Source organism: Oribacterium sinus (genome assembly GCF_014202695.1).
Taxonomy (GTDB): Bacteria; Bacillota; Clostridia; order Lachnospirales; family Lachnospiraceae; genus Oribacterium; species Oribacterium sinus.
In genome coordinates, this window is the sequence record NZ_JACHHH010000004.1 from 1 (window position 1) to 25,442 (window position 25,442).

Below are 25,442 nucleotides of genomic sequence, written 5' to 3' on the forward strand. Positions count from 1 at the left end.
GATTTCTCTCTGTTATCCCCCTCCATAAGGCAGGTTACCCACGTGTTACTCACCCGTCCGCCACTAGATAACGTATCTTCCGGCCGAAGCTTTCCAATACGCATCTCGTTCGACTTGCATGTGTTAGGCACGCCGCCAGCGTTCATCCTGAGCCAGGATCGAACTCTCATAAAAAGTGCTTTTCTTACAAAAAGCATTATCCGCTCTTCCGAGCGGTTTAAGTTCAGTCCAAGTCAAAACGCGCTTAGCTTGTTTTTCCTTTTTACTGTTAAAGTTTGTTTTCGCTGCACATTTCTGTGCTTCTGAATTTTCTCTGCCGGAACTCCGGCTTTTCGTTCTTCTTAGAAGAACTTCTTTTCAAGAATCTTCAGGGTCTGTGTATTATTCGATCTTTGATTTTCAAGGTTCAGTTTTTCTGTCGAGTCAATAAAACTTTAATCGTTTCCTCTTAATTTTTTTATTTTCTCTTCAGACTTTACTGTTCTCTTTCGAGACAGCCATGCTATTATAACAAAGTGATTAACTTTGTCAAGCACTTTCCGAAAAAATATTCAGAAAACGGAGTAAGAGGGATTTGAACCCTCGCGCCGGTTGCCCGACCTACACCCTTAGCAGGGGCGCCTCTTCGGCCTCTTGAGTATTACTCCTCGTTTATCCCTGCCAAAAGGGATTCACCTATACTTTTGAATTTCTTCTTTCGTACCGAACATTTGGTTCTTAGGTGCCTAATTAGAGTAGCAAATTCCCCATTTACTGTCAAGAAAAATTTATATTTTTTTTAGCCCTACCGGACGTATAGTTTTATTTCTTATTTCCATATTTTCTTATCACTTTCCGATTATGTTCTTTATTATTTGCTCTTTTTAAAAAATCCACTCCGGTGATTTTTTTCCGGAATGGATTTTTTTAGCTAATGAATAATATTCAGGAATCAGCTTTTTTATTCCTTATTTTCTTCATTTCGCTCTTTTTAATTCTATTCTTTTTGCTTCTATTTTTTTATTCTATTCTTCTTGATTCTGTTTTTTTATTCTATTCTTCTTGATTCTCTTTGGTATCCTCTCCATTTATTTCTGCGATTTCTGTATCCGCATCTTCTCCCGGATCCGCTTCTGAATCTTCTTCTCCATCGTTTTCACTTTCTCTTACCTTGGCAACGGAAGCAATGGTGGTATCTCCATCCTTATCGATATTCATCAGTTTTACCCCTGAGGCATTTCTTCCGATGATACTGATATTTTCCAGACTCATCCGAATCATAATACCCTCTGTGGTAATCAGAAGAATTTCTCTATCCTGGTCACAAAGCTTAAAGCCTACCAGATCTCCGGTTTTCTCCGTAATCTTGTAGCAACGCATACCCTTTCCGCCACGGTTTTGTGCCTTAAAGGCGGATTTCTCCGTAAGCTTGCCGTAACCCTTTTCAGAAACTACCAGCATATTTTCTCCCTGAGAAGATTCCTGCATACCGATTACTTCATCTCCATCATTCAGTCGGATACCGATTACACCCATGGAGGAACGTCCAGTTCTACGCACATCCTTCTCATTGAACTGAATAGCCATTCCCTTCTTGGTCACCAGAATAATATTTTCATCCTTGGAAAGAAGCTTGGCTTCTATTAACTGGTCGTCTTCCTTCAAGCTAATGGCAATTAAGCCGTTTCTTCGTACATTGGCATATTCGGAAAGGGCGGTCTTTTTCACCATTCCGGACTTGGTGGTGAGGATTAAGTCCTGCTCATCCTTCGGATCTCTCAGGCAGAGGCTGGCATTGACCTTTTCTCCCTCCTGCAAGGGAAGAAGATTCACTAAAGCCGTACCTCTTGCGGTTCTGCTGGCTTCCGGAATCTCATAGCCCTTAATACGGAAAACTCTTCCCATATTGGTAAAGAACATAATGTAATGATGGTTTGTGGTCATAAAGAGGTCTTCAATATAGTCCTTCTCTATGGTCTGCATTCCCTTAATACCCTTTCCGCCACGGTTTTGTTGACGGAAATTTTCCGGAGACATCCTCTTGATATAACCAAGGCTGGTGGAAGTAATCACCACATCATCGTCGGCAATTAAATCCTCCGCATCCAGGATATCATCATAGCTAAAGGACGTTTTTCTATCCTCTCCGTACTTATCTGCAATAACATCCAACTCTTCCTTAATTACCGCAAGAAGCCTTCTCTCATCTCCCAGAATTTCCTTATAGTAGGCAATCTTTGCCAGTAAATCCTGGTACTCGTTTTCCAGACGTTCTCTTTCCAAACCGGTAAGAGCACGCAAACGCATATCTACGATAGCCTGGGCCTGCACTTCGGTAAATGCAAAGCGGGTAATCAAGTTTTGCTTAGCCTCTTCTACATTTTTCGCGGCACGGATAATGGCAACAATCTCATCAATATGGTCAAGAGCCTTTAATAATCCTTCTAAGATATGGGCTCTGTCCTCACATTTTTGTAAATCGTACTGCGTTCTTCTGGTGACCACCTGAATCTGATGTGCCAAAAATTCTTCCAAAATTTCCAGAAGATTTAAAATCTTCGGCTCCCCTCGAACGATACAAAGCATAATCACACCGAAGGTTTCCTGTAACTGGGTGTGCTTATACAGCTGGTTCAGAATTACATGGGGATTCACGTCTTTTCTGCACTCAATGGCAATCTTTGCTTTGGAATTCTTTCCTGCCGCATCGTGGATATAGGTGATACCGTCAATTCTTTTATCTTTTACAAGCTCTGCAATCTTTTCAATGACGCGGGAACGGTATACAAGATAGGGAAGCTCCTTTACCAAAATGCGATTTTTGCCGTTGTGCATGGGCTCAATCTCGCAAATCGCCCGCATCTTAATCTTTCCTCTTCCGGTTCTGTAAGCTTCTTCAATTCCTCTTTTTCCTAAAATCGTCGCCCCTGTAGGAAAATCCGGTCCCTGAATAATGGGAAGAAGTTCTTCTATTTCCGTCTTTCTTCCCGCAATTTTATTGTCAATAATGCAATCCACACCCTTAATCACTTCTCTCAGATTATGGGGAGGGATATTGGTGGACATACCTACTGCAATACCTGTGGCACCGTTTACCAAAAGATTGGGAAAACGGGAAGGAAGAACCACCGGCTCCTCATATTCGTTGGAGAAGTTCGGCATGAAATCCACGGTGTTCTTATTGATGCCTGCCAGCATTTCTCCGGCTAATCTGGACATCTTAGCCTCGGTATAACGCATTGCCGCCGGGCTGTCTCCGTCCTCGGAACCAAAGTTTCCCTGCTTATCAATCAGGACGTGCCGCATAGACCAGGGCTGTCCCATATAAACCAAAGAGCCGTAAATGGAGGAGTCACCGTGGGGGTGATATTTACCCATGGTTTCTCCAACAATTGTGGCACATTTTTTGGTTTTTTTATCCGGAGTAACGCCCAGACTTTGCAAAGCATAAAGCACTCTTCTTTGTACAGGCTTAAGACCATCCCGAACATCGGGAATCGCTCTGGACACAATGACACTCATGGCGTAGTCGATATACGCATTTTCCATGGTCTTTTTTAAGTCCACATCCTGCACTTTATCAAAAATATTTGGCTCCAAAATTGGCCTCCTTTAACTTGCAATTCTTTTTGGAAAAGTCTTTAAATATCCAAATTCGTAACATAGCGGGCATTTTGCTCGATAAATTCTCTTCTGGGCTCTACCTGATCTCCCATTAAGGTAGTAAAGGTAATATCCAGCTCCGCCTTATCCTCGTCACTCATATTTACACGAAGCAATGTTCTGCTTTCCGGATCCAGCGTGGTTTCCTGCAGCTCCTCCGTATTCATCTCTCCAAGACCCTTGAATCGGGATACGTCTGCTCCATCAGATCCGATTTCCTTTAAAATTCTCTGATATTCCTCATCAGAGTAAGCATAGTAATGCTTTTTGTTCTTCTGAATGGTAAAGAGTGGCGGCTGAGCCAGATAAACATGTCCTTTTCGGATAAGCTCCGGCATAAAGTTATAAATAAAGGTCAGCATCAAGGTGGAAATATGAGCGCCGTCCACATCCGCATCCGTCATAATGATGATTTTGTGGTAACGTAATTTGCTTAAGTCAAAATCTTCGTGGATACCTGTTCCAAAGGCGGTAATCATTCCCTTGATTTCCTCATTGGCATAGATTCTATCCAGTCTGGCCTTCTGCACATTTAATACCTTACCTCTAAGAGGCAGTACGGCCTGGGTTTCCGGATTTCTTCCTTCCTTGGCAGGTCCCAATGCGGAATCTCCCTCTACAATAAAGATTTCACATCTTTCCGGATCCTTGCTGCTGCAATCCGCAAGCTTACCGGGAAGTCCCACACCGTCCAATGCGGACTTTCTTCTGGTTAAATCTCTGGCTTTTCTAGCTGCGGCTCTTGCTCTTTGCGCCAAAATAGACTTTTCGCAAATCACCTTGGCAACCGCAGGATTTTGCTCTAAAAAATAGGTCAACTGCTCGGAAACAATACCCTGCACTGCCACCTGAGCCTCTGAGGTTCCCAGCTTCTGCTTGGTCTGTCCCTCAAACTGGGGATCCTCAATCTTTACGGAGATAATGCAGGTTAATCCCTCACGGATATCCTCTCCGGAAAGGTTGGCTTCACTATCCTTTAAAAGCTTATTCTGTCTTGCATAGTCATTAAAGGTTTTGGTTAAAGCATTTTTAAAACCGGTAAGGTGGGTTCCGCCCTCCGGGGTATTGATGTTGTTTACAAAGGTATAGATATTTTCCGTGTAGGAGTCGTTATGCTGCATAGCAACTTCCACCATAATCTTTTCCTTCTCTCCCTCACAGTAAATTACATCCGGATAGAGAGCTTCCTTTCCCTTATTCAAGAAAGTAACAAACTCCTGAATTCCTCCCTCATAGTGGAACTCCTTTTCTTTCTCCTGCCCTTCCCGCTCATCCACAAGACGAATCTTCAGATTCTTGGTTAAGAAGGCGGTTTCCCGAAGACGAATCTTCAAGGTTTCAAAGTCATAAACGCTTTCTTCGAAAATGCTTGCATCCGGAAGGAAGTGTACTTCGGTTCCCTGCTCCTCTTCGCTGCAAGTTCCGATACACTCGATAGGCTTTGTTACCTTTCCCTTGGCAAAGGACATGGTGTAAATCTTGCCCTCTTTATAAACCTTTACATCCAGCCACTCAGAAAGGGCATTTACCACGCTGGCTCCTACACCGTGAAGACCGCCGGAAACCTTATATCCGGCTCCTCCGAACTTTCCTCCTGCATGAAGAACGGTAAAAACAACTTCCAAGGCGGACTTTCCCGCCTTTTTTTGTATATCTACAGGAATTCCTCGTCCATTATCCCTTACGGTAATGGAGTTATCCTGATGAATTTTAACGGTAATGGTATTACAAAATCCGGCTAATGCCTCGTCTACAGAGTTATCCACGATTTCATAAACCAAATGATGCAAACCGCGAACGGAAGTGCTTCCGATATACATTCCCGGTCTTTTCCGAACCGCTTCCAGTCCCTCCAAAATCTGAATCTGATCTGCACCGTATTCCTTAGAACCATGAAGAAATTCTGCTTCATTTCCTCCAAATTCTTCCATCTCTATAGACATAGTTCCTCCTCTTTACTGACACTGCACCTGTCCATTTTCCACATAAAACACATGGTCTATGGGGAATCGATGCTTTACCAATTCTTCCAATCCTGTACATGTAATCAGGCTTTGTAAATTCCCTAACTGCTCTAATAAAAAATTCTGTCTTTTTTGATCCAGCTCTGAAAACACATCATCCAACAATAAGATGGGGTTATCCTGAATTCTTTCTCTCACCAAATCAATTTCCGCTAATTTTAGGGACAAGGCGGCGGTTCTTTGCTGTCCCTGAGAACCGAAATGCCGGATATCCTGACCGTTAATCTGAAAGGACAGGTCATCTCGGTGGGGACCGGAGAGGGTGGTCTGTTGTTTTTTCTCCGCCTCCCTGTTTTTTTCCAGCTGCAAGGAGAAATTTTCCTCGGAAACATTTTCCTCGTAGCTTAGAAGAAGCTCTTCCCGCTTTCCGCTGATTTCCCCATGGATGTTTTCCACCTTTTTCCGTAAATTTTCCACAAAATCTCTACGGAGGGAAATCACCATCTTCCCATGCTTTACCAGTTCCTCATCCCAGGCAAAAAGAGTTTCCTCCAGTTTTGGCCGAAAATACAGTTCCTTTAAAAGCTTATTTCTTTGCTGCAACACTTTATTATACATGGATAAGTGGTAGAGATAAATCTTATCCAGCTGACAAAGCTCCAAATCAATAAATCTTCTTCTTTCCTTTGGCCCGTTTTTAATCAAGGACAGATCCTCCGGAGAAAAAATAATAATATTTCCCAGACCGAAAAGGTCAGAGCTTTTCTTCACCGGAAATCCATCTATAGCCACTCCCTTACTTTTATTTTTCTTTAGGTGAATGTCTATCCGGTGGGAAATTCCCTTTTTCTTCAGGATCATTTTTAAATGGGCTTCCTCCGCCCCGAAATGAATCAATTCTTTGTCCTTACAAAAGCGAAAGGACTTTCCGGTGCTGCCAAAGAAAATGGCCTCCAGAAGATTGGTCTTCCCCTGGGCATTGTCTCCGTAAAGGATGTTATTCTTCTCTCCCAGAGGAAGCTTCAATTTTTCTATATTTCTATAATTTTGTAATTCTATGGATTCGATAATCATCCTACGGCTTCCGCATTAAAGTTAACCGGTAAAATCATGTAGTTGTAGCTTTCCTCCTGATCCCGAATAAAGACGGGAGAGCGGGAAATAGTAAAGTACAAATCCACCTCTTCCTCTTCAATATTCTGAAGAGCATCCATCAGGTAAGTAGGATTAAAGCCGATGAGTAGATCCTTTCCTTCCTGCTGTACCGGCATTTCCGCATCCATTCTTCCGATGTCGGAAACAATTTTCAAAGATAGGCTCTGGTCTTCAATTTTTAAAATCAAAGGCTGCTTATCATTGTCTCTGGCCAGGATTCTGGCTCTGTCGATATTTTCCAAAAATTGCTTACGATTTAAGCGAATCTTGGTTTCGTAATCGGAGGACAACATCTGGCGAACATGGAAATATTCTCCCTCCACCAGCTGGGTTACCACGATGGTGTCTTCAAAGGAAAATTGCAGATACTGCTTGGAAAAGCAAATCTCCACCTTATCCTCCAGCCCTCCGCTGATAATCTTGGAAAGCTCAGACAGAACTTCCTTGGGAACAATGGCGGAGCAGTTGTCATAGGACTCGGAAAGCTCGGTCTTTCGAATGGCAATTCTATGTCCGTCCAAAGCGGTAATGGAGAATTGATTGTCGATAATTTCGAAATATTCTCCTGTCATCTTCTTATTATTCTCCCCCGAAGCGGTGGAAAAAATAGTCTGATTAATCATGTTTCTTAAACTCAGTTGAGAAATCTCTACAATTTCCTGTTTCTCTACGGAAGGAAGGGAGGTAAATTCCTCAGGATTTCTGCCCATGATTTTAAAGACGGACTTTTCACACTGAATGGTACAATTTCCGTTTTCCTCTGTACTGAGAAGAATATTTTTTCCCTCTGTCTGGGGTAAACGTTTGATAATCTCTTGGAAAAGTCTTGCCTCCAAGGCAATCTTTCCCGGCTCCAATATGTCTCCCGGACAAATGCTTTCTATTCCAAAATCATTTTTGTTTCCTGTTAAACGAATCTGCCCCTCAGTGGCGTCCACCAGGATGCACTCCATAATGCTTAGAGTGGTTTTGGAAGCAACAGCCTTCCCTACCACTTGCAGGGTGGAAAGCAAATCATTTTTTTGAAAAGATAATTTCATAGGAGTCCTTTCTTTTTATTCTATAGGAGCTTTATGAAAAGCCGCTAATTTTTATTCTTAACAAGTATCGCTCGTGAGCCTCGTGATATTTTGTTTTTGTTCTTTCTTTTTCTTTAGTAGTGTTATTAGGGGATGTGGAAATGTATAATCCCTAAAACACCTTGATTTTTCAATACTTTATTCTTGCTTTTTTTCTGTGGAAAGGGGAAGGAATAAATGGGGATTAGGGAGAGATTTTTTTCCGTAAAACCTCTATTGTGGATTGCAATTGTTCATTTGTGGACAATTCCTTGGATATCTTGTCGCAACCGTGAATGATGGTGGAATGGTCTCTTCCTCCCAAAAGTTCTCCCACAGTATTTAAGGGAATACTGGTCATTTCTCGGCAAAGGTACATGGCAATCTGTCTGGGAATCACGATTTCCTTATTCTTTCTTTTGGAAACAAGGTCGGAAAGACTCAGACCGTGATGCTCCGCCACTACCTCAATAATCCATTTTGGGGTAAGCTCCTTTTTCTCTGCCGGAGTGATATTGTCCTTTAAAAGCTCCTCTGCAAGACTTAAGGTAACGGGCTGTTTAATCAGGCGGGACTTTGCCACCACCTTGGTTAAGGCTCCTTCCAACTCCCGGACATTGGACTTAATGTTGTCTGCAATATATTTGATAACTTCGTTGTCAATGTTATAGCCTTCCAGCTCTTCCTTTTTCCGAAGAATCGCCATCCTGGTTTCCACATCCGGAAGCTGGATATCCACGGTGAGTCCCACCTCAAAGCGGGAGAGGAGTCGTTCTTCAATATTGTCAATCTTCTTCGGCGGCTTATCGGAGGCGATAATAATCTGTTTTCTATTATCATAAAGGGCATTGAAGGTGTGGAAGAATTCTTCCTGGGTTCCTTCCTTTCCGATTAAGAACTGAATATCGTCTATGAGCAGAACATCCAGTTCTCTATACTTTCTTCTGAATTCCGCCGGGGAAATGTTATTTTTATTACGGATACTGTCGACAAATTCGTTAATAAAGGTTTCGGAGGTAACATAGCGAATCTTGGCATTTTTGTTTTGTTGTAATATGTAATGGGCCACAGACTGCATCAGGTGGGTTTTCCCCAGGCCTGCTCCTCCGTAAATATAGAGAGGGTTATACTGTTCTCCGGGCATTTCCGCCGCCGCCACACAGGCAGCATGGGCTAAGGCGTTGGAGGAACCTACTACAAAGCTGTCGAAGGTATAGCGAGAATTCAGGTTGGCATTTTTTAAGGCCTCCTCCAGTCCAGGCTTTTCTTCCTGATTTTTCTTGGGATAGAGTTCTTTCAAACCTTCTTCATCGGTGATGAGAATCTCAGTATAGATGCCGGTGATTTCCATAATGGAAATCTTCAAGGTTTCGGCATAGCGTTTCCGAATCATACTGATGAATTGCTTCATCTCTACCAGTATAATCAGTTGATCCCCTATAGAATCGTATAATTTTAAAGGGGCAATCCAAATATTATAGGCTACATCCGGCATTTCATTTATTTCTCTGGTATGTAGGAGGATTTCTTCCCATTTTTCTTTTATGAGGTTAAAGTCTTTTGCCATTCCCAGACTCCTTAAAATCAACGACAAGGGGTTTCTCGCTATTTTTTCAAAAAAAAAGTAGCTTTTTTCTGAAAAGACAGTTCTTTTTATTTTACAGCAAGAGAGCCTCTTTCGCAAGTTCACATCCCTAAGGAAAGAAGAATAATTCTTTTCAGAAAATATAGAAAAAAGACAGAAGAATTATTGGATTAAAGATTAAAAAAATAGCGAAAAAGAGTATAAATGGAGTATAAAAATAAAAGCTGTCCACAGAAGAAAGCTAAAAGAAGCCTTTTACCATAGGAAAAAAGAAAAATTATACACTTATCCACAGTTTATAAACAGTTTGTGGATAAGGTGAACAGATGTTTTTGTGGATAGAATTTGTGGATAAGTGCATAATTTTGTGGATAAACCATGTTTTTACAGGATTTTCCGGCTTTATTTAGGAGATAAAGAGGATAAGATATACACATTCCTTTCGAAAAATAAGTTTTTTTCAAAGGGTATTGACGATTTATAGCCCTTTCTATATAATAATCTGCGATGTTTACCCAAAATTAGGAGTTTATTCGGGACCTTTCGTATAAGGACGAATAATTCCCGGAGAAACGATCGGTGGCTTCAGGCCATACACTAAAAAAAGGGAGGTGTCCGTATGCATAAGGGAAAAATGACTTATCAGCCAAAGACAAGACAGAGAGCAAAAGTGCATGGATTTAGAAAGAGAATGTCCACAGCCAACGGTAGAAAGGTTTTGTCTGCTAGAAGAGCTAAAGGTAGAGCAAGATTATCTGCATAATGCAGAAACATAAAGGAAGCTTTCTTGAAAAGCTTTACGGGTAATAAAAACTACCCTGTAGAATACAGAAATGAGGCCGCTGGAAAGCGGTCTTTCTTCAACCTTGGAGATATTTTATGAAGCGTTTTCCTTCCATGAAGTCAAATGAAGAGTTTCAGCATTGTTATAAAAAAGGAAAATCCTATGCCAATGCTTATTTTGTGATGTTGATCGTGGAAAACGGTTTAGACTATTCCCGGCTGGGAATATCCTGTTCCAAGAAGGTGGGAAATTCTGTAGTTCGTCATGGAATCAGTAGAAAGCTTCGAGAGATATTTCGATTACACAAAGAAATCAAAGAGGGGTTAGACATCGTTTTAGTCGTAAGACAGAAGGTAGCTTTTGCAAGCTATTCGGAATTGGAGATTGCTTATCTCGATTTATGTAGCAGGCATCATATACTTAGTAATGGAGAGAAGTTCTGAAATTCTGATTTTTTCAAAGGGAAAATAAATCCCTATTATAATAGGAAGAAACTCGGATAGAAAATACGTTTTATCAGGAAATAAGTTGATAGAAATTGCGAAGCAGCTTATTCCGAAGGAGAGCTTTGATGAAAAAACTGATGTTAAAGATGATTCGTTTTTATCAAAAATTTTTATCTCCTATGAAGGGACATTCTCATTGTAAATACACACCCACATGTTCTCAATACGCCTATGAGGCCATACAAAAGCACGGGTGTGTGAAAGGACTATTGTTGGCAATATGGAGATTACTGCGTTGTAATCCCTTTGCTAAAGGCGGATATGATCCTGTTCCCTAGAGATGAAGGGAGAAAAACTTGATTCAAAATCTGATTATTTTAACCAAAAACACATCCAATCTACCCTTGTTCGGGCCTATCTGGAACTTGATCGTAAGTGCTTTAGGTTGGATTATGAACTGGATTTACCTTTTCTTAGACGGAATTGGTATTCCAAACATTGGACTAGCCATCATTCTGTTTACCTTGGTAACTCGTATTTTGCTGTTCCCAACTTCTTTAAAACAGCAAAAATCCTCCAGAATGATGCAGATTATGCAACCGGAAATTCGTGCTGTACAGGAAAAGTATAAGAATAAGACGGATAATGCTTCCATGATGGCGCAGCAAACCGAGATGAAAGCCATTTATGAAAAGTACGGCACTTCTATGACTGCAGGGTGTTTGCCTTTGTTTTTACAAATGCCGATTATTTTCGCCCTGTATCGTATTATTATGAACATTCCTGCTTATGTTCCTTCCGTAAAGGCAGTTTATGAAAGCGTTTCCACTGCTATCGGAGGCTCTTCTGCGGCACAAAGTCTTCTGGACTTCGGAAAAGCTAATGGCATGGAATCTATTTTAAAGACCTTACACAACTTAGGTCTGGATGACCCCAGTAAGTATAATGCAGATGCAGTTCATAACTTCGTAATTGACTTTTTGTATAAGTTAAATCCTGCGCAGTGGGCCAAGCTTCCGGAAATTTTCCCCTCTGCTACCCAGGTAATTCAGCAGGCTGCAGCAAAGTCTACAGAGATTAACAGCTTTTTAGGCTTAAACCTTTCCACTGCCCCCTCTGCCTATGGATTTACCCCCAATATTTACTGGTTAATTCCTATTTTGGCAGGCTTAAGCCAGTGGGCTTCTACCCTGCTGATGCAGAAGCAGAGTATGCCTGTGGCAACAGAGGAGGGAGATCAGTCCCAGCAGATGATGAAGAGCATGAACGTTATGATGCCTTTGATGTCTGTGTGGTTCTGCTTCAGCTTCGCTTCCGGAATCGGTTTATACTGGATTGCTTCTTCCGTATTTATGCTCTTACAGCAGTTGATTTTAAACTGGTACTTCGGAAAGAAGAGCAATGAAGAGCTTTTACAGGATGCTATGGCTAAGGCCAATGAAAAAAGAGCAAAAAAAGGCTTACCTCCCATTGATGAAAAGACCGTGGAAAACAGATTAAAGCTTATGCAGGCCAAGGAAGATTCTGAAGAAAAGAATCGTATGGAAAAGATTGCAAAGCAAAATCTGAAGACAAAAGAATCTACAGACTATTACAATCAAAATGCGAAAGAGGGATCATTAGCCAGCAAGGCAAACATGGTACAGCTTTACAATGAAAAGCATGAGAAAAAAGAGAAAAAGTAAAAAGCTTAGGGAGAAAAGCTATGGACAAGTTTAGAGTTTCTGCAAAGACGGTAGAAGAAGCGATTACGAAGGCAACCATCTCTTTAGGTTGTACATCAGACAGAATTTCCTACAATGTAATCGTACAGGGAAGCAACGGCTTATTTGGTATCGGGGCAAAGCCCTGGATTATTGAAGCCTGGGAAAAAGATGAAGCGGAAATCGCAAAAGACAAAGCTGCAGCGGAAAAGCCGGTGGCAGTAGAGAAAGCGACATTTGAAAAGAAGGAAGCGGAAGGAAAGAGGGAAAGCTCTTCTGTAGATGAAAAAATGCAGTCTTCCGAGAAAAAAGAAGAAAAAGCTTACGAGGAAAATAAAACATTTTCCCATAATTCTTCTCAGGAAAAAAGAGAGAAGAAGTTTGAAAAGAGGGAAGGTTTTAAGGGCTTTAGCAGAGGAGGCTACGATCCTATCCCTGCGCCTATGTCTTCCGCTCCCGTAAAGAGAGAGGAAAAGTCCTTTGAAGGAAGAAGTTCTGAGAAGAGAGAACTTACGCCTCTTTCCGAAGAGGAGATTGCAGCGGTGACTAAGGCTGCTTTAGATTTCTTAAACTCTGTATTTCAGGGTATGGAAATGGAAGTGGAGCTTCAGACAGAATTTAGAAACAGCAGCAATGAGCTTTACATCAACCTTATAGGACCGGATATGGGCATCCTTATCGGAAAAAGAGGACAAACCCTGGATTCCTTACAGTATCTTTGTTCTTTAGTGGTGAATAAAAACCACGGAGATGAGTATCTTCGGGTAAAGCTGGATACGGAGGATTACCGTAAGAGAAGAGAGCAGACTTTGAGAAGTCTGGCTAAAAATATTGCCTACAAGGTAAAGAAAAATAGGAAATCTGTTCATTTGGAGCCAATGAATCCTTACGAGAGAAGAATTATCCATGCCGCACTGCAAAGTGACAGTCAGGTTTCCACAAAATCCGAGGGAGAAGATCCCTTCCGTCATGTGGTGATTTTCTGTAAAAATGGAGGAAAGTTCCAAAAGGATTTTCGTCATAAGGGAAACCGGATGAGAAGAGACGAAAGAAAAGAAGAAAAGAGAGAAGAGAAGGGTGAAGCATAAGGCTTTCTTGCACCCCATGGAAGAAATAAGAAGAATAATTAGTAAGAAAATTCATTCGGTAAGAGGAACATATTCAGTAAGAAGAAGTCGTCAAAAAAAGTCATAAAACCTAAGTTAAAAAATTGTGTGATGTTGATCAGTAGAGGTCTGAAATAGGGAGAGTTAGTTCTACCCTGATTTCGGACCTTTATTGTTTATCGAGTATATAAAGCTATTTAGCCTTATTTATCATTTCCTTCCTAGGCTTTTCATTGCATTGTAGTGCAAATCTTAGTAAAATACAGAATTGCTGAGGAGGTGAGGATTTGGAAAATACCATTAGCGGCATTGCCACCGCATTAGTAGAAAGCGGAATCGGCATTATCCGGATTAGCGGAAATCAGGCTGTGGAAATTGCCGGAAAAATTTTAAGAACTAAGGGTGGAAGACCTTTAGATATCAGGGAAAGCCACCGGATTCGCTATGGCTTTGTTTTTGACGGCGAAAAGGAAATTGATGAGGTTTTGGTTTCCACCTTTTTAGCACCCAAATCCTTTACCGGAGAAGATACGGTGGAAATTAACTGTCACGGCGGAATCCTTTTGATGCAAAAGGTTTTTCAGGCCACTCTTAAGGCCGGAGCAAGACCGGCGGAACCGGGAGAGTTCAGTAAACGTGCCTTTTTAAACGGACGAATCGATCTTTCTCAGGCGGAGGCAGTGGCGGATTTAATTGCTGCCAAAAGTGAGGACAGTATTCGTTCCTCTCTTTCTCTCCTACAGGGTTCATTGAAAGAGAAAATCAAGAGAATGCGGAGCAGAATCTTGGAGGATACCGCCTTTATTGAGGCGGCATTGGATGATCCGGAGCATATTTCTTTGGAGGGATTTTCGGAGCAGTGTCAAGGACATGTGGAAGAGATTCTTTCCGACATTCAAGAACTTCTAAAGCATCAAAGGGAAGGAAGACTTTTAAAGGAGGGAATTCAAACCGTTATTGTGGGGAAGCCCAATGCGGGAAAGTCTTCTCTTTTAAACTGTTTGGTAAAGGCGGATAAGGCCATTGTGAGCAATATTCCGGGAACTACCAGAGATACGGTGGAGGAGGATATTCGCATCGGTTCCCTTTCCCTTCATTTGATAGATACCGCAGGAATTCGGGAAACGGAAGATATTGTGGAAGAAATCGGTGTGAATCGGGCAAAGGAAGGAATTGAAAAGGCAGACTGCGTTCTTCTGGTTTTGGACGGAAGTCTTCCTTTAGAGGAGGAGGACCGAAAGATTTTAGCTCTTTTAGAGGGAAAAAAGGCTGTGGTGCTTCTCAATAAAATGGATAAGGAAAGCATTTTACAAAAAGAAGAGCTGGAAAAGCTTAGCGGTTTTCCCGTGCTTCCTATTTCCGCCAAGGAGGGAAGGGGCATGGAGGAGCTTGGCCAGAAGCTGGAAGAGCTTTTCTATACCGGAAGTCTTTCCTTTTCCACGGAAACTTATATCCATAGTGAACGGCAGATTGCTGCATTGGAAGAAGCAAAGTCTGCTTTGGAATTGGTCTTGGAGGGAATCCGTCTGGAGTTGTCCGAGGATTTCTTAAGCATAGATTTAATGGGGGCATACAGTGCCTTAGGAAGAATTCTGGGAGAGGATGTTTCCGAGGATTTGATTAATGAGATTTTTGCAAAGTTTTGCATGGGAAAATAGTAAAGAGGGAATATGGCATTTTTAGAAGAACAGGTGGATATTGTAGTGGTGGGAGCAGGGCATGCAGGAGTGGAAGCGGCCCTGGTTTCCGCTAAGCGGGGGCATAAAACCCTTCTTTTTACTCTGAGCCCGGACAGCATTTCCATGATGGCCTGTAACCCCAATATCGGCGGAAGCTCCAAGGGGCATCTGGTCAGAGAATTGGATGCCCTGGGGGGAATGATGGGAAAGGTATGCGACCAATCCTTTCTTCAGTCCAGGATGTTAAATCAATCCAAGGGTCCGGCGGTACATTCCTTAAGAGCCCAGGCAGATAAGCAGGTCTATTCCCAGAATATGCGTCATCTTGTGGAAAATCAGGAGAATCTTCATATTCGTCAGGGAGAAATTGTTTCTCTACTGTGCAATGAGGAAAAGACGGAAATCCGCGGAGTTGTGAGCAGTACCGGAGCCAGATATTATGCCAAGGCAGTGCTGATTTGTACCGGAGTGTACTTGAACGCCCGTTGTATTTACGGGGAAGTTTCCGAGGAAACCGGGCCAAACGGTCTTCGCAGAGCTACAAAGCTGAGTCAGGCCCTTTTGGATTTAGGCTTTCGTTTGCAGCGTTTTAAAACCGGAACCCCTGCCAGAGTGGACAGAAGGTCTCTGGATTTCAGTAAGATGGAGGTACAGAAGGGAGATGTACCTGTGGTGCCCTTCTCTTTTTCCACGGATCCTGATACGGTGCAGATTCCTCAAGAGGATTGCTACCTGACCTATACCTGTGAAGAAGGTCACGAGATGATTCGGGAAAATATTGACCGCTCCCCCATGTACAACGGGGTGATTCAGGGAACCGGCCCCAGATACTGCCCTTCCATCGAAGATAAGGTCATGAAGTTTCCGGAGAAAAATCGCCACCAGATTTTTGTGGAGCCGGAGGGAAGATACACCAACGAAATGTATCTTTCCGGTCTTTCCTCTTCTCTTCCGGAAGACGTGCAAATGAGAATTCTTCGTACCATGGCGGGCTTTGAAAAGGCGGAAATGGTGCGGTGCGGCTATGCCATCGAATACGACTGCCTAAATTCCCTGGAATTGGAAAATACCTTGGAGACAAAGAAGATTTCCGGCCTGTATTTTGCAGGACAAATGAACGGCTCCTCCGGCTATGAGGAGGCGGCGGTACAGGGATTTATGGCGGGAATCAACGCGGTACAAAAGATTGAGGAAAAAGAGCCCTTTGTATTGGATCGTTCCGAGGCCTATATCGGCGTTTTGATTGATGACCTGGTGACAAAGGAGAATAAGGAGCCCTACAGAATGATGACCAGCAGGGCGGAGTATCGTCTTCTGCTTCGACAGGACAATGCAGACCTTCGCCTTCGGGAAAAGGGCTATGCTCTGGGTATGGTTTCCGAGGAGGAAATCAAGGCCACCAGGGAAAAGCAGGAAGCCATCCTAAAAGAACTTCGCCGTATGGAAAATACTTATATCGGAGCAAATGCGGAGAATAACAGAATTTTGGAAAATATTCCCTCTTCTCCTATCCAGTCTGGTATTTCTCTGAGAGAACTTTGTAAGAGACCGGAGTGTAATTATCAAAATATTGCTCCTTTGGATCCGGAAAGACCTTCCCTTTCTCCTTTTATACAGGAAGAAGTGGAAATCGAAATTAAATATGAGGGCTATATTAAGAGACAGATTCAACAGGTGGAAGCTTTTAAGAAGATGGAGCGGAAAAAGCTGCCAAAGGATATCTGCTATCATGATATTCATAATCTCCGTTTGGAAGCCAGACAGAAGTTGGATATGATTCGTCCGGAAAATATGGGTATGGCTTCCCGTATCAGCGGTGTCAGCCCTGCGGATTTATCGGTGCTTTTGGTTTATCTGGAGAAGGAAAAGGAAAGAAGAAAGGAAGAGAAATGACCGAGTTTTTTCGAGAGAAGCTTTCCCATTTAGCAGAGAGCTTAGGACTTTCTTTAACAGAACAACAGCTTTTACAGTTTTATCAATATTATCAGATTCTGGTAGAAAAAAATAAGGTGATGAATCTTACCGCCATTACGGAAGAAGAAGAGGTCATTGTGAAGCATTTTGTGGATTGCCTGGCAATCTGTCAAATGAATGTTTCACGTGAAACATTTTCGGAATGGATAGAGGGAAAGGCGGTGATGGATGTGGGAACAGGGGCAGGATTTCCCGGGCTTGTTCTAAAAATTGCCTTTCCAAGTATTCAGCTTTCTTTAAGTGATTCCTTACAAAAGCGGATTCGCTTTTTGGAAGAGTTGGTGGAAAGCCTTGGCTTAGAAGGGGTAAAATTTTATCACGGTCGGGCTGAGGATCTGGGACACGATAAGAGCTTGCGGGAACAGTATGATTTGGTAGTTTCCCGGGCAGTGGCAAATCTTGCCACTTTAAGTGAGTATGACCTTCCCTTTGTGAAGCCAGGAGGCTATTTTCTGGCTTTAAAGGGCAGAGAAGTGGAAGAAGAATTGGAGCAGGGTAAGAAGGCTATTTTCCTTTTAGGAGGAAAATGTGTGGAGAAGAAAATCTATACCCTGCCGGAAACCGATATGGGAAGAGCTATGCTTTTGATTCAGAAGATAGAGCCCTGCGGAAAAAAATATCCTAGAAAGGCGGGAACTCCGGCTAAGTCACCCCTTAGTTAGAGAAATATTATCAAGTGGAAAAGTTAAATGAAATAGAGGAAGAAAGCATTTTCCCAAAAGAACAGGAAAGGCTTTTGACAGAAAAAGAGCATCCCTATAGGGAGAGAAATAAGGGAATCATTATTCTTTTGATTACGACTGTGATTTGGAGTTTGGCCTTTATTGCCCAAAGTACCGCAATGGATCAGATTGGTCCCTGCGCCTTTGTGTTTTATCGGCACTTTTTATCCGGACTTTGCTTATTGCCCTTTGCCTTTTTAAAGCCATGCTCTAAGGAGGAAAAAAGAGCGGGAATCAAAGGGGGAGCCATTACCGGTATTGTACTGGGATTTGCCAGCGTGATTCAGCAAATTGGCGTCAAAGAAACCACCGTGGGAAAGGCAGCCTTTTTAACGGTACTTTATATTATCCTGATTCCGATTTTTGGCTTAGTTATCGGAAAAAAACCGGAAAAGAAAGTCTGGTTTTGTGCAATTCTGGCTTTGGTCGGGGTTTATTTTATTGCGATTAAGGCAGGAACGAAATTTACTATCGGCATAGGAGATACTTATATCATTCTTTGCTCGGTGCTTTATGCCGTTCAGATTATGCAGGTAGGACACTATGTAAAGAAGGTCAATATCAGCTGGTATATGTCCATACAGTTTTTAGCAGGCTCTTTGGTGGGATTACTGGGCTTTATTTTCTTTGAAAAGTTCTCTTTAATGAGTTTGAAAGCAGCTTTCCTTCCCATTGCTTATGCCGGTATTATGTCCGGGGCAGTGGCTTTTACCATGCAAAGCTATGCTCAAAAAAGATTGGAGGATACTCTTGCTTCCCTTCTCATGTCCACTACCGCCATTTATGCGGCGATTTGGGGATGGTTGTTTTTGGGAGAGTCTTTGGGGATTCGGGAAATCTTCGGCTGCATCATCATGACCATTGCGGTGGTTTATGCCCAGCTGCCGGAAAAGCAGAAAAAAAGAAGCTAGAATTTTTTGTTTTTGGAAGAAGGATAGCAATGGAATAGCTGCTAAAAGAGATAGCTTAGCAAGGAAATAGATAGTAAAAAGTAGCGGGAAGATAAATTGACAGTAATATAGAGCTGGGCTAAAATGTTTCACGTGAAACAAAAGCGGAAATGGAATACAATTCATAGCAAGAATGGGTATAAATATCATATGCGAATATCGTATTTAAATATCGGTAACCAATAGCTTGTTAGGAAATAGTTACAGCACAAAAAGAAAGGCTAAGGGGACTTATGGCGAAGATTATTACAATTGCAAACCAAAAGGGGGGTGTGGGGAAAACCACCACCGCTGTCAATTTGGCGGCTTCCTTAGCGGAGGCAAAACAGAGAGTTTTGCTTTTGGACTTTGATCCTCAGGGAAATGCGGGAAGCGGTATTGGCGTCCGGGAGGAAGATATCAGTATTTACCGGATTCTTAGCGGGGAATTTCCTATAGAAAAGGGCATTGTTCGGGAAGTTTTGGAAAATCTGGATTTTATTGCAGCAGACAGGAACCTTTCCGCCATGGATGCGGAGCTTGCAGAGGAAGAGAATAAAAATTTCTTATTAAAGGAAGTTTTGGAGAATATTCAAAAGGACTATGATTATATCTTTATTGATTGTCCTCCCAGCTTAGGTACCCTTACGGTAAATGCTTTAACGGCTTCTCATTCCGTACTGATTCCTATTCAGTGTGAATACTATGCATTGGAAGGACTTAGCCAAATGATGGAAACCATTTCCATGGTAAAGGATGCCCTAAATCCGGATTTAACAATCGAGGGCATTTTATTTACCATGTATGACAGTAGAAACCTCCTGTCTCAGGAGGTGGTTAAGGCGGTGCAGGAGCATTTTTCAGATCCTATCTTCAAGACGATTATTCCCAGAAATGTTCGTCTGGCAGAGGCCCCCAGCCACGGACTGCCTATTTCCCTGTATGACAACAGTTCTACAGGAGCGGAGGCCTATAGAAAGCTTGCAGCAGAGATTCTGGAAAAAGATATTGCGTATTAAAAACTTGCAGTGGAGATTCTGGAAAAGGATATAGCATATTAAAAACTTGCAGCGGAGATTCTGGAGAAGGACAAAGCGTATTAAAAGCTTGTAGCAGAGATTTTTGCAAAGAATATTATTTACTAAAGTTTAGAAAAATCGGAAAATCAGGAAAGAACAGAAGCTTAAATATAGATTTCAGTCGGATAGAGAAAGGAAGGGAAGGACATGGCAAAGCATGGTTTGGGAAGAGGGGTGGATACCCTTTTTGCCGGAAAGAAGGATGGACGGGAGAAGAAAGAGGAGCAGGCAATGGTGAAGCTTTCCCTGATTCAGCCCAATCCAAAGCAGCCCAGAAAACAATTTTCCCAGGAAGAGTTAGAGGAACTTTCTCAGAGTATTAAACAATTTGGTGTATTACAGCCCTTACTGGTAAAAAAAGAAGGCCCTCTCTTTGAAATTATCGCCGGAGAAAGGAGATTCCGGGCGGCAAAGATGGCCGGTCTTACGGAAATTCCCGTATTGATTCGGGACTATGACGAAAAGCTCAGTAAGGAAGTCGCCATCATTGAAAATATCCAAAGAGAAGACTTAAATGCGGTGGAGGAAGCCATGGCTTACCAAAGTCTACTGACAGAATATCATTTGAGTCAGGAGGAATTGGCGGAAAGGGTGGCAAAAAAGCGTTCCACCATTGCCAACAGTCTTCGTCTTTTAAAGCTTGAGGAAGAGATTTTAGAATATCTCCGTCAGAACCTTTTGTCCGAGGGACATGCCAGGGCCTTGCTATCTGTGGAAAATAAAGAGAAAAGAATTTCTCTTGCCAAGGAATGTGTAGAGAGAAAGTGGAGTGTCCGGGAAATGGAAAGACGGGCTAAAGAAGAAAAAACTCCGACGGAAAGGCAGGAAAAGCCCAAGAATTTAAGTTCTCAGTGGAAAACCATTGTTCACGGCTTGGAAGAGAAAATGAAGGAACATCTAGGGACCAAGGTAAAAATTACAGCAAAGAACGAGGATAAGGGCAAGGTAGAAATCGAATATTACTCGAAGGAAGATTTGGATAGAATTACCCGGATTTTAGAGGGAAGGGGAGAAGAATAAATGGAAGTATTGTTACAGCATGGTAAATTGGTCTTCGTACTGGTTTCCACATTGATTTCGCTCGTTTCTCTCTTTATCGCCCTGAAGGCGGAGGCCAAGTATAAAAAGCTCTATCGCCAGTATGATTATTTCATGCGGGGGAAGGATGCGGAAACTCTGGAGGATTATTTTATTGAGCTGCAGAGGCATGTGGAAAAGCTGGAAGACTTGGAAGAAGAACAGCGGGAAATGCTTAAGATTTTACATAAGAATATCAGACGTTCCTTCCAAAAATGGGGTATCATTCGCTATAATGCTTATGGCGGCATGGGAGGAAACCTCTCCTTTGCCTTGGCAATTTTGAATTATGATAACAGCGGCTTTATCTTTAACTCCGTTCATGCCAAAGAAGGAGGCTTCCTCTATATCAAAGAGGTGGAGGAAGGCAGCACTTCCGTTGAGCTTGGAGCCGAGGAAAAGCTGGCCTTGGAAGAGGCCTTAGGCTATAGGAAGAAGCCCCAGACTTAGGAAAAGAGCTAAATCAGGAAGAAGGTTTAAACTTTGTTAAATAGACTAGGAGAAAGTAAGCAGAAGTTTTGGAATAAAAGAAGAAGTAGGGCTTTGGTATTGGGCGGCATTTTTTTTGTCGCTCTGCTTTTTTATTTTTTCCATTCTTATCGTTCCATGGACCAAAACAATAGAATTTATGCCAATATGGGGAAAAGCAAATTGCCGGTGCTTCATGTATTTTCCTCCGGAAAAGAAATCAATCCCCTCTACGGCTATTTGCAGGAAATGGATGATGCCTTTGTGCGGGACAGCTTAACCTTGCTTCCGGAAAATCGCCGGTGTGAATTGATTTTGGAAGAGGGAAAGTCCGCCCCAAAATCTGTGCATTATGATATTCGCTCCCTGGATGGAGCAGAACTTTTGGAAAAGGACCAGGAGGGAAGCTTACAGGAGGAAGGGGGAAGGGTTCACATTATCCTTCCTATCCAAAACCTGATGAAGGAGGGAAAGGAGTATCTTCTTCGTCTTCAACTGGATCTGGGAGAAAGCAGCGTTTATTACTATACCCGTGTTTTACTGGGGAAGGAGGACATGGGACAGGAAGTTCTGAGCCTTGCGGAGGATTTTACCAGAAAGAGCTTTTCCAAGTCGGAGGCAAAGAGCCTTAGCACTTATCTGGAAAGTGACGATACTATGGATAACAGTTCTCTTGCCCATGTGAATCTGCACTCCTCCTTCCAGCAGATAACCTGGGGAGACAGCGGCATGGAAATGGACGGGGAGCCGGAGATTCGTTTGAAGGAGCTGGACGGTACCATGGCATTGGTACAAATTCAGTACGCCTCAAGAGCTACGGATCAGGACGGAAATGTGCACCGTTTCTTTAATGAAGATAACTATGTGATGCGATATGATCCTCAAAGAATTTTCCTGATGGACTTTGACCGAAGAACCAAGGAACTTTTTGACGGACAGAATTATCGTTACAAGGATAAGAAGATTTTACTGGGTGTGGGGGAAAAGAGTGATATTGAGGCCCTGCAATCCGCTACCAAGAATTTCTATGCCTTTACCGACAAGAATACCCTTTACCGTGCCGACGGAGAAGGAAAGGGCAATATGAATCGAATTTTCTCCTATTCAGAGGGGGAGAAGTCGGTGGAGAAGGAGAGTTTTACCCACGGCATTCATATTTTGAGTGTGGACACCAACGGGGATGTGGATTTTCTGGTATATGGCTATATTCGAAGGGGTCGACACGAGGGTTATACCGGCATTGTCTTTTATACCTATGACAATTCGGAAAATACGGTGGTGGAGAATTTCTTCCTGCCCTTAAAGGCCAGCAAGGAAAAACTGGAGGAAAACATTCAAAATCTTTCCTACTATGCGGACAACCGGATGTTCTACATTTTCTTTGCCGGCAGTATCTATGGGGTGGATACCAACAGTTTCGAGGTTATTACGCTGTCTACCGGTCTTTCGGAAAATGATTTTGCTTCCAGTAGCAGTAAGCAATTTATTGCTTACGGAGAAAAGAACAATGACGGAGAACTGCACAGGGAAATTTCTTTTAGAAATCTCCACGGAGATAAGAATTTGAGCATTTCCGAAGATGGAAAACGACTGAAGGTAATCGGCTTTCTGGGGGAGGATTTCCTCTATGGCTTACAGGATAGTGACAAGGATCAGATTTGGAATCCCCAGGGAGAAGTACCGGTATCGGAGATTCGCATAGTTGGGGAAGACATGAAAACCAAGCTTTCCTATAAAAAGGATGGCCTGTATTTTGCAAATTTCAGTCTGGAAGGAAATCAGCTTCGATTTGATGAATACCAGTTGCAGGACGGGGAATATCAGTATGTGGGGAAGGATAGCCTGCTTTCCAACAAAGAAATCAAAGATGAAAGAAAGATTGTCCTGGAATCCAAGGTTCTGGGAAATATTGGAAAACTGCAGTATCTTCCCATGGTAGGAAAGTCGGTTAGCCAGTTTAGCCTGCATTACCCGGAAAAGTTCTCTATTGAAAAGGCAGGCTCTATCGAGCTTCCGGGAGATACCAAGGAAGAGAATATCCTTTTTTCCGCCTATAGTCTTGGGCATTATCAGGGAGAGTTTTCCACTATGGAGGCGGCCTATAAGAAGATTTATGACCAGTTCGGTTATGTGGTGGATCAGAAGGAGCGGATTGTTTGGAACAGAACGGATCGCCCCAATACTGCTAACCTGAAAATTCAGGAAGAAGACATCAGCAATTTCGTTTCTCAGATTCCGGAGCTTCGAAGGGCTATGGACTATGACAATGGCGTGCTTCTGAACCTTTATGGTATGGATCTTCACGCCGCCCTCTACTATGTGGGGAAGGGATATCCATTGATGATTCGCATGGAGGATCAGTGGGAGTTAATCAGCGGCTACAACAATAGCTTTATCACCGTATACACCCTTGGGGGAAGCAGCATACCCAGAAATATCAGTAGAGAAGAAGCCATCGCCAGATACGAAAAGGTGCATAATGCCTTTTACGGCTATTTAAAGAAGTAAATTTAAAGCAATAAAATTTCCTAAGCAATATAGGTCTGAATGGGGGTATGCTCTCGCTAGCCTTGCTCTGCGTAGAGAAGGACTGCACTCGCTATAAGAAGACGCTCTGATACAGTGTGGGCTATAATTAGGGCACGCTCTCGCTAACCTCGCCTTGACTGAGCAGTGGTTTATGTTAACCACTGCTCACTTTGCTTTGCAAAGCAACTTCCTTCGGAAGTTGGTCTGCATCAGGACGACTTTTCTAATGAAAAGTCTGTCCTTACAGCACTAACTTTAAGCTTCGCTTTAGCTCGCTTTCAGTAAGAACCGGCGGGCTCAGATTGCCCTTATTATAGCCCCACACTGCATCATTCGCTTCAATTATTGATTTTACAGTCCTCCACATCGCTGGCCTTTCACAAGTATTAGGCTCAGACTATCCCATATTCAGACCTATATTGCCGAAAATGTCTTTACTCTTAACAAGTGGCGCAGGCGAAGTTAGCGAGAGCGTGCCCCGGGTTTAGACCTATTAATGCATATACAAAAGCTTGATTATTTTACAACTCCTTTTTTACTTACTCACAAAACCTGCAGAACACGGACTTTTGCTGTTCTTTCCACTCCGGATCCAGGTTATCGCTAATCTCTGCAAATTCATCCAAACTAAGAGTCTCTCCCCGCACATTTTCCGGAAAGGAAAGGGCGGAAAGTACGCTTTTAATCACTTCCTTATCTATGCCTAAACCGGCGGAAAGGGCGTTTACCAAGGTCTTCCGTCTTTGCATAAAGGAAGCTTTAATGGTCTTAAAGAGATATTCCGGATTCTCACATTCCACAGGGGATTCCTTATAAACAGAGAGGTGAATCACCATGGAACTTACCTTGGGGCGGGGAATAAAGCAGTGGGGAGGAACCTCCTGTACAATCTCCGGCTTACTGTAGTACTGCACCGCAAGAGATAAAGCGCCGTAATCCTTGCTACCGGGACCGGCCTGCATTCTCTCCGCCACCTCCTTTTGTACCATGACGGTGATGGAGCTAAGAGGAAGCTTCTTTTCCAGTAAGGAGAGTAAAATGGGGGTGGTAATATAGTAGGGAAGATTCGCTACTACCTTTACGGAATGAAAGTCAGGGTATTCCTTTAAAAGCTCCGTAAAGTCCACCTTTAAAACATCCTGATGCAGGAGGTGAAAATTTTCTTTACCGGCAAGGTTCTCCTCTAAAATAGGAATCAGCTTATCATCAATTTCAATGGCAATCACCTGCCCTGCATGCTCGCAAAGGGCTTCTGTTAAGGTTCCGATTCCGGGACCAATCTCAATCACCAGATCCTCTTTCTGAATCTTGGCGTGAGAAATGATATGATCCAAGACAGATGCATCAATTAAAAAATTTTGACCGAATTGCTTCTTAAACTGGAAGTTTGTCCTTTGCAATACGGCAATGGTCTCTTTGGAATCCACAAGCTTTGCCATCTTAATCCCCCCTCAAATTTTCTTTGTAAAATCTTGCCATATTTTCCTTAAGAAAGCAAGAAGAGAGACCATTCCTTTTTTGCGGAGAGAAATTGACGAAGAA

The 25,442-nt window shown here is 42.6% G+C and carries 19 protein-coding genes, 1 tRNA gene and 1 rRNA gene; 13 read left to right on the forward strand and 8 right to left on the reverse strand.

Annotation, left to right across the window (positions count from 1 at the left end):
- The 7 genes from HNQ46_RS04485 to dnaA form a co-directional block, all read right to left on the reverse strand.
- Positions 1-174, reverse strand: a 16S ribosomal RNA gene (locus HNQ46_RS04485); the annotation flags it as partial.
- A gap of 385 nt (positions 175-559) precedes the next feature.
- Positions 560-647, reverse strand: a tRNA-Ser gene (locus tag HNQ46_RS04490).
- 385 nt (positions 648-1,032) lie between these two features.
- Positions 1,033-3,579: a DNA gyrase subunit A gene (gene gyrA, locus HNQ46_RS04495; RefSeq protein ID WP_183683391.1), complete on the reverse strand. Its 2,547-nt coding sequence runs from the start codon at positions 3,577-3,579 to the stop codon at positions 1,033-1,035.
- 41 nt (positions 3,580-3,620) lie between these two features.
- A complete protein-coding gene (gene gyrB, locus HNQ46_RS04500) occupies positions 3,621-5,585 on the reverse strand; it encodes a DNA topoisomerase (ATP-hydrolyzing) subunit B (RefSeq protein WP_183683393.1) in 1,965 nt (654 codons plus the stop codon).
- Positions 5,586-5,597: 12 nt separating this feature from the next.
- Positions 5,598-6,680: a DNA replication/repair protein RecF gene (recF, locus tag HNQ46_RS04505; protein WP_183683395.1), complete on the reverse strand. Its 1,083-nt coding sequence runs from the start codon at positions 6,678-6,680 to the stop codon at positions 5,598-5,600.
- Positions 6,677-7,801 carry a DNA polymerase III subunit beta gene (gene dnaN, locus HNQ46_RS04510; protein ID WP_183683397.1) on the reverse strand — a complete coding sequence of 375 codons (1,125 nt, stop codon included), beginning with the start codon at positions 7,799-7,801 and terminating at the stop codon, positions 6,677-6,679. Before dnaN ends, recF begins: the two co-directional genes overlap by 4 nt.
- 223 nt (positions 7,802-8,024) lie before the next feature.
- The gene (gene dnaA / locus HNQ46_RS04515; RefSeq protein ID WP_183683399.1) at positions 8,025-9,386 is read right to left on the reverse strand and encodes a chromosomal replication initiator protein DnaA; all 1,362 of its coding nucleotides are present in this window, start codon (positions 9,384-9,386) and stop codon (positions 8,025-8,027) included.
- A gap of 637 nt (positions 9,387-10,023) precedes the next feature.
- On the opposite strand from dnaA, the gene rpmH reads away from it, so the two are divergent.
- From rpmH to HNQ46_RS04580, 13 genes are all read left to right on the forward strand, one after another.
- The gene (gene rpmH, locus HNQ46_RS04520; protein ID WP_007158318.1) at positions 10,024-10,167 is read left to right on the forward strand and encodes a 50S ribosomal protein L34; all 144 of its coding nucleotides are present in this window, start codon (positions 10,024-10,026) and stop codon (positions 10,165-10,167) included.
- Between the two features lie 116 nt (positions 10,168-10,283).
- Positions 10,284-10,631: a ribonuclease P protein component gene (rnpA, locus tag HNQ46_RS04525; protein ID WP_007158317.1), complete on the forward strand. Its 348-nt coding sequence runs from the start codon at positions 10,284-10,286 to the stop codon at positions 10,629-10,631.
- Between the two features lie 128 nt (positions 10,632-10,759).
- A complete protein-coding gene (gene yidD / locus HNQ46_RS04530) occupies positions 10,760-10,972 on the forward strand; it encodes a membrane protein insertion efficiency factor YidD (protein ID WP_040649643.1) in 213 nt (70 codons plus the stop codon).
- A gap of 21 nt (positions 10,973-10,993) precedes the next feature.
- Positions 10,994-12,319, forward strand: a complete 1,326-nt coding sequence (locus HNQ46_RS04535) for a YidC/Oxa1 family membrane protein insertase (protein WP_183683695.1) — start codon at positions 10,994-10,996, stop codon at positions 12,317-12,319.
- Positions 12,320-12,339: 20 nt separating this feature from the next.
- Positions 12,340-13,425, forward strand: a complete 1,086-nt coding sequence (jag, locus tag HNQ46_RS04540) for an RNA-binding cell elongation regulator Jag/EloR (protein ID WP_183683401.1) — start codon at positions 12,340-12,342, stop codon at positions 13,423-13,425.
- Positions 13,426-13,730: 305 nt separating this feature from the next.
- The gene (gene mnmE, locus HNQ46_RS04545; protein ID WP_183683403.1) at positions 13,731-15,101 is read left to right on the forward strand and encodes a tRNA uridine-5-carboxymethylaminomethyl(34) synthesis GTPase MnmE; all 1,371 of its coding nucleotides are present in this window, start codon (positions 13,731-13,733) and stop codon (positions 15,099-15,101) included.
- 12 nt (positions 15,102-15,113) lie between these two features.
- Positions 15,114-17,015, forward strand: coding sequence for a tRNA uridine-5-carboxymethylaminomethyl(34) synthesis enzyme MnmG (mnmG, locus tag HNQ46_RS04550; protein ID WP_183683405.1), 1,902 nt, complete (start codon positions 15,114-15,116; stop codon positions 17,013-17,015).
- Positions 17,012-17,758: a 16S rRNA (guanine(527)-N(7))-methyltransferase RsmG gene (rsmG, locus tag HNQ46_RS04555; protein ID WP_183683407.1), complete on the forward strand. Its 747-nt coding sequence runs from the start codon at positions 17,012-17,014 to the stop codon at positions 17,756-17,758. Before mnmG ends, rsmG begins: the two co-directional genes overlap by 4 nt.
- A gap of 14 nt (positions 17,759-17,772) precedes the next feature.
- The gene (locus tag HNQ46_RS04560) at positions 17,773-18,729 is read left to right on the forward strand and encodes a DMT family transporter (RefSeq protein WP_183683409.1); all 957 of its coding nucleotides are present in this window, start codon (positions 17,773-17,775) and stop codon (positions 18,727-18,729) included.
- Positions 18,730-19,001: 272 nt separating this feature from the next.
- Entirely contained in the window at positions 19,002-19,766 is a 765-nt protein-coding gene (locus HNQ46_RS04565) for a ParA family protein (RefSeq protein ID WP_183683411.1), read from the forward strand.
- Between the two features lie 207 nt (positions 19,767-19,973).
- Entirely contained in the window at positions 19,974-20,846 is an 873-nt protein-coding gene (locus HNQ46_RS04570) for a ParB/RepB/Spo0J family partition protein (RefSeq protein ID WP_183683413.1), read from the forward strand.
- Entirely contained in the window at positions 20,847-21,353 is a 507-nt protein-coding gene (locus HNQ46_RS04575; RefSeq protein ID WP_183683415.1) for a DUF4446 family protein, read from the forward strand.
- Between the two features lie 33 nt (positions 21,354-21,386).
- Positions 21,387-23,879, forward strand: coding sequence for a hypothetical protein (locus tag HNQ46_RS04580; RefSeq protein ID WP_183683418.1), 2,493 nt, complete (start codon positions 21,387-21,389; stop codon positions 23,877-23,879).
- Between the two features lie 560 nt (positions 23,880-24,439).
- Here the strand turns inward: HNQ46_RS04580 and rsmA are convergent.
- Positions 24,440-25,339, reverse strand: coding sequence for a 16S rRNA (adenine(1518)-N(6)/adenine(1519)-N(6))-dimethyltransferase RsmA (gene rsmA, locus HNQ46_RS04585; RefSeq protein ID WP_183683420.1), 900 nt, complete (start codon positions 25,337-25,339; stop codon positions 24,440-24,442).
- Positions 25,340-25,442 lie beyond the last annotated feature (103 nt).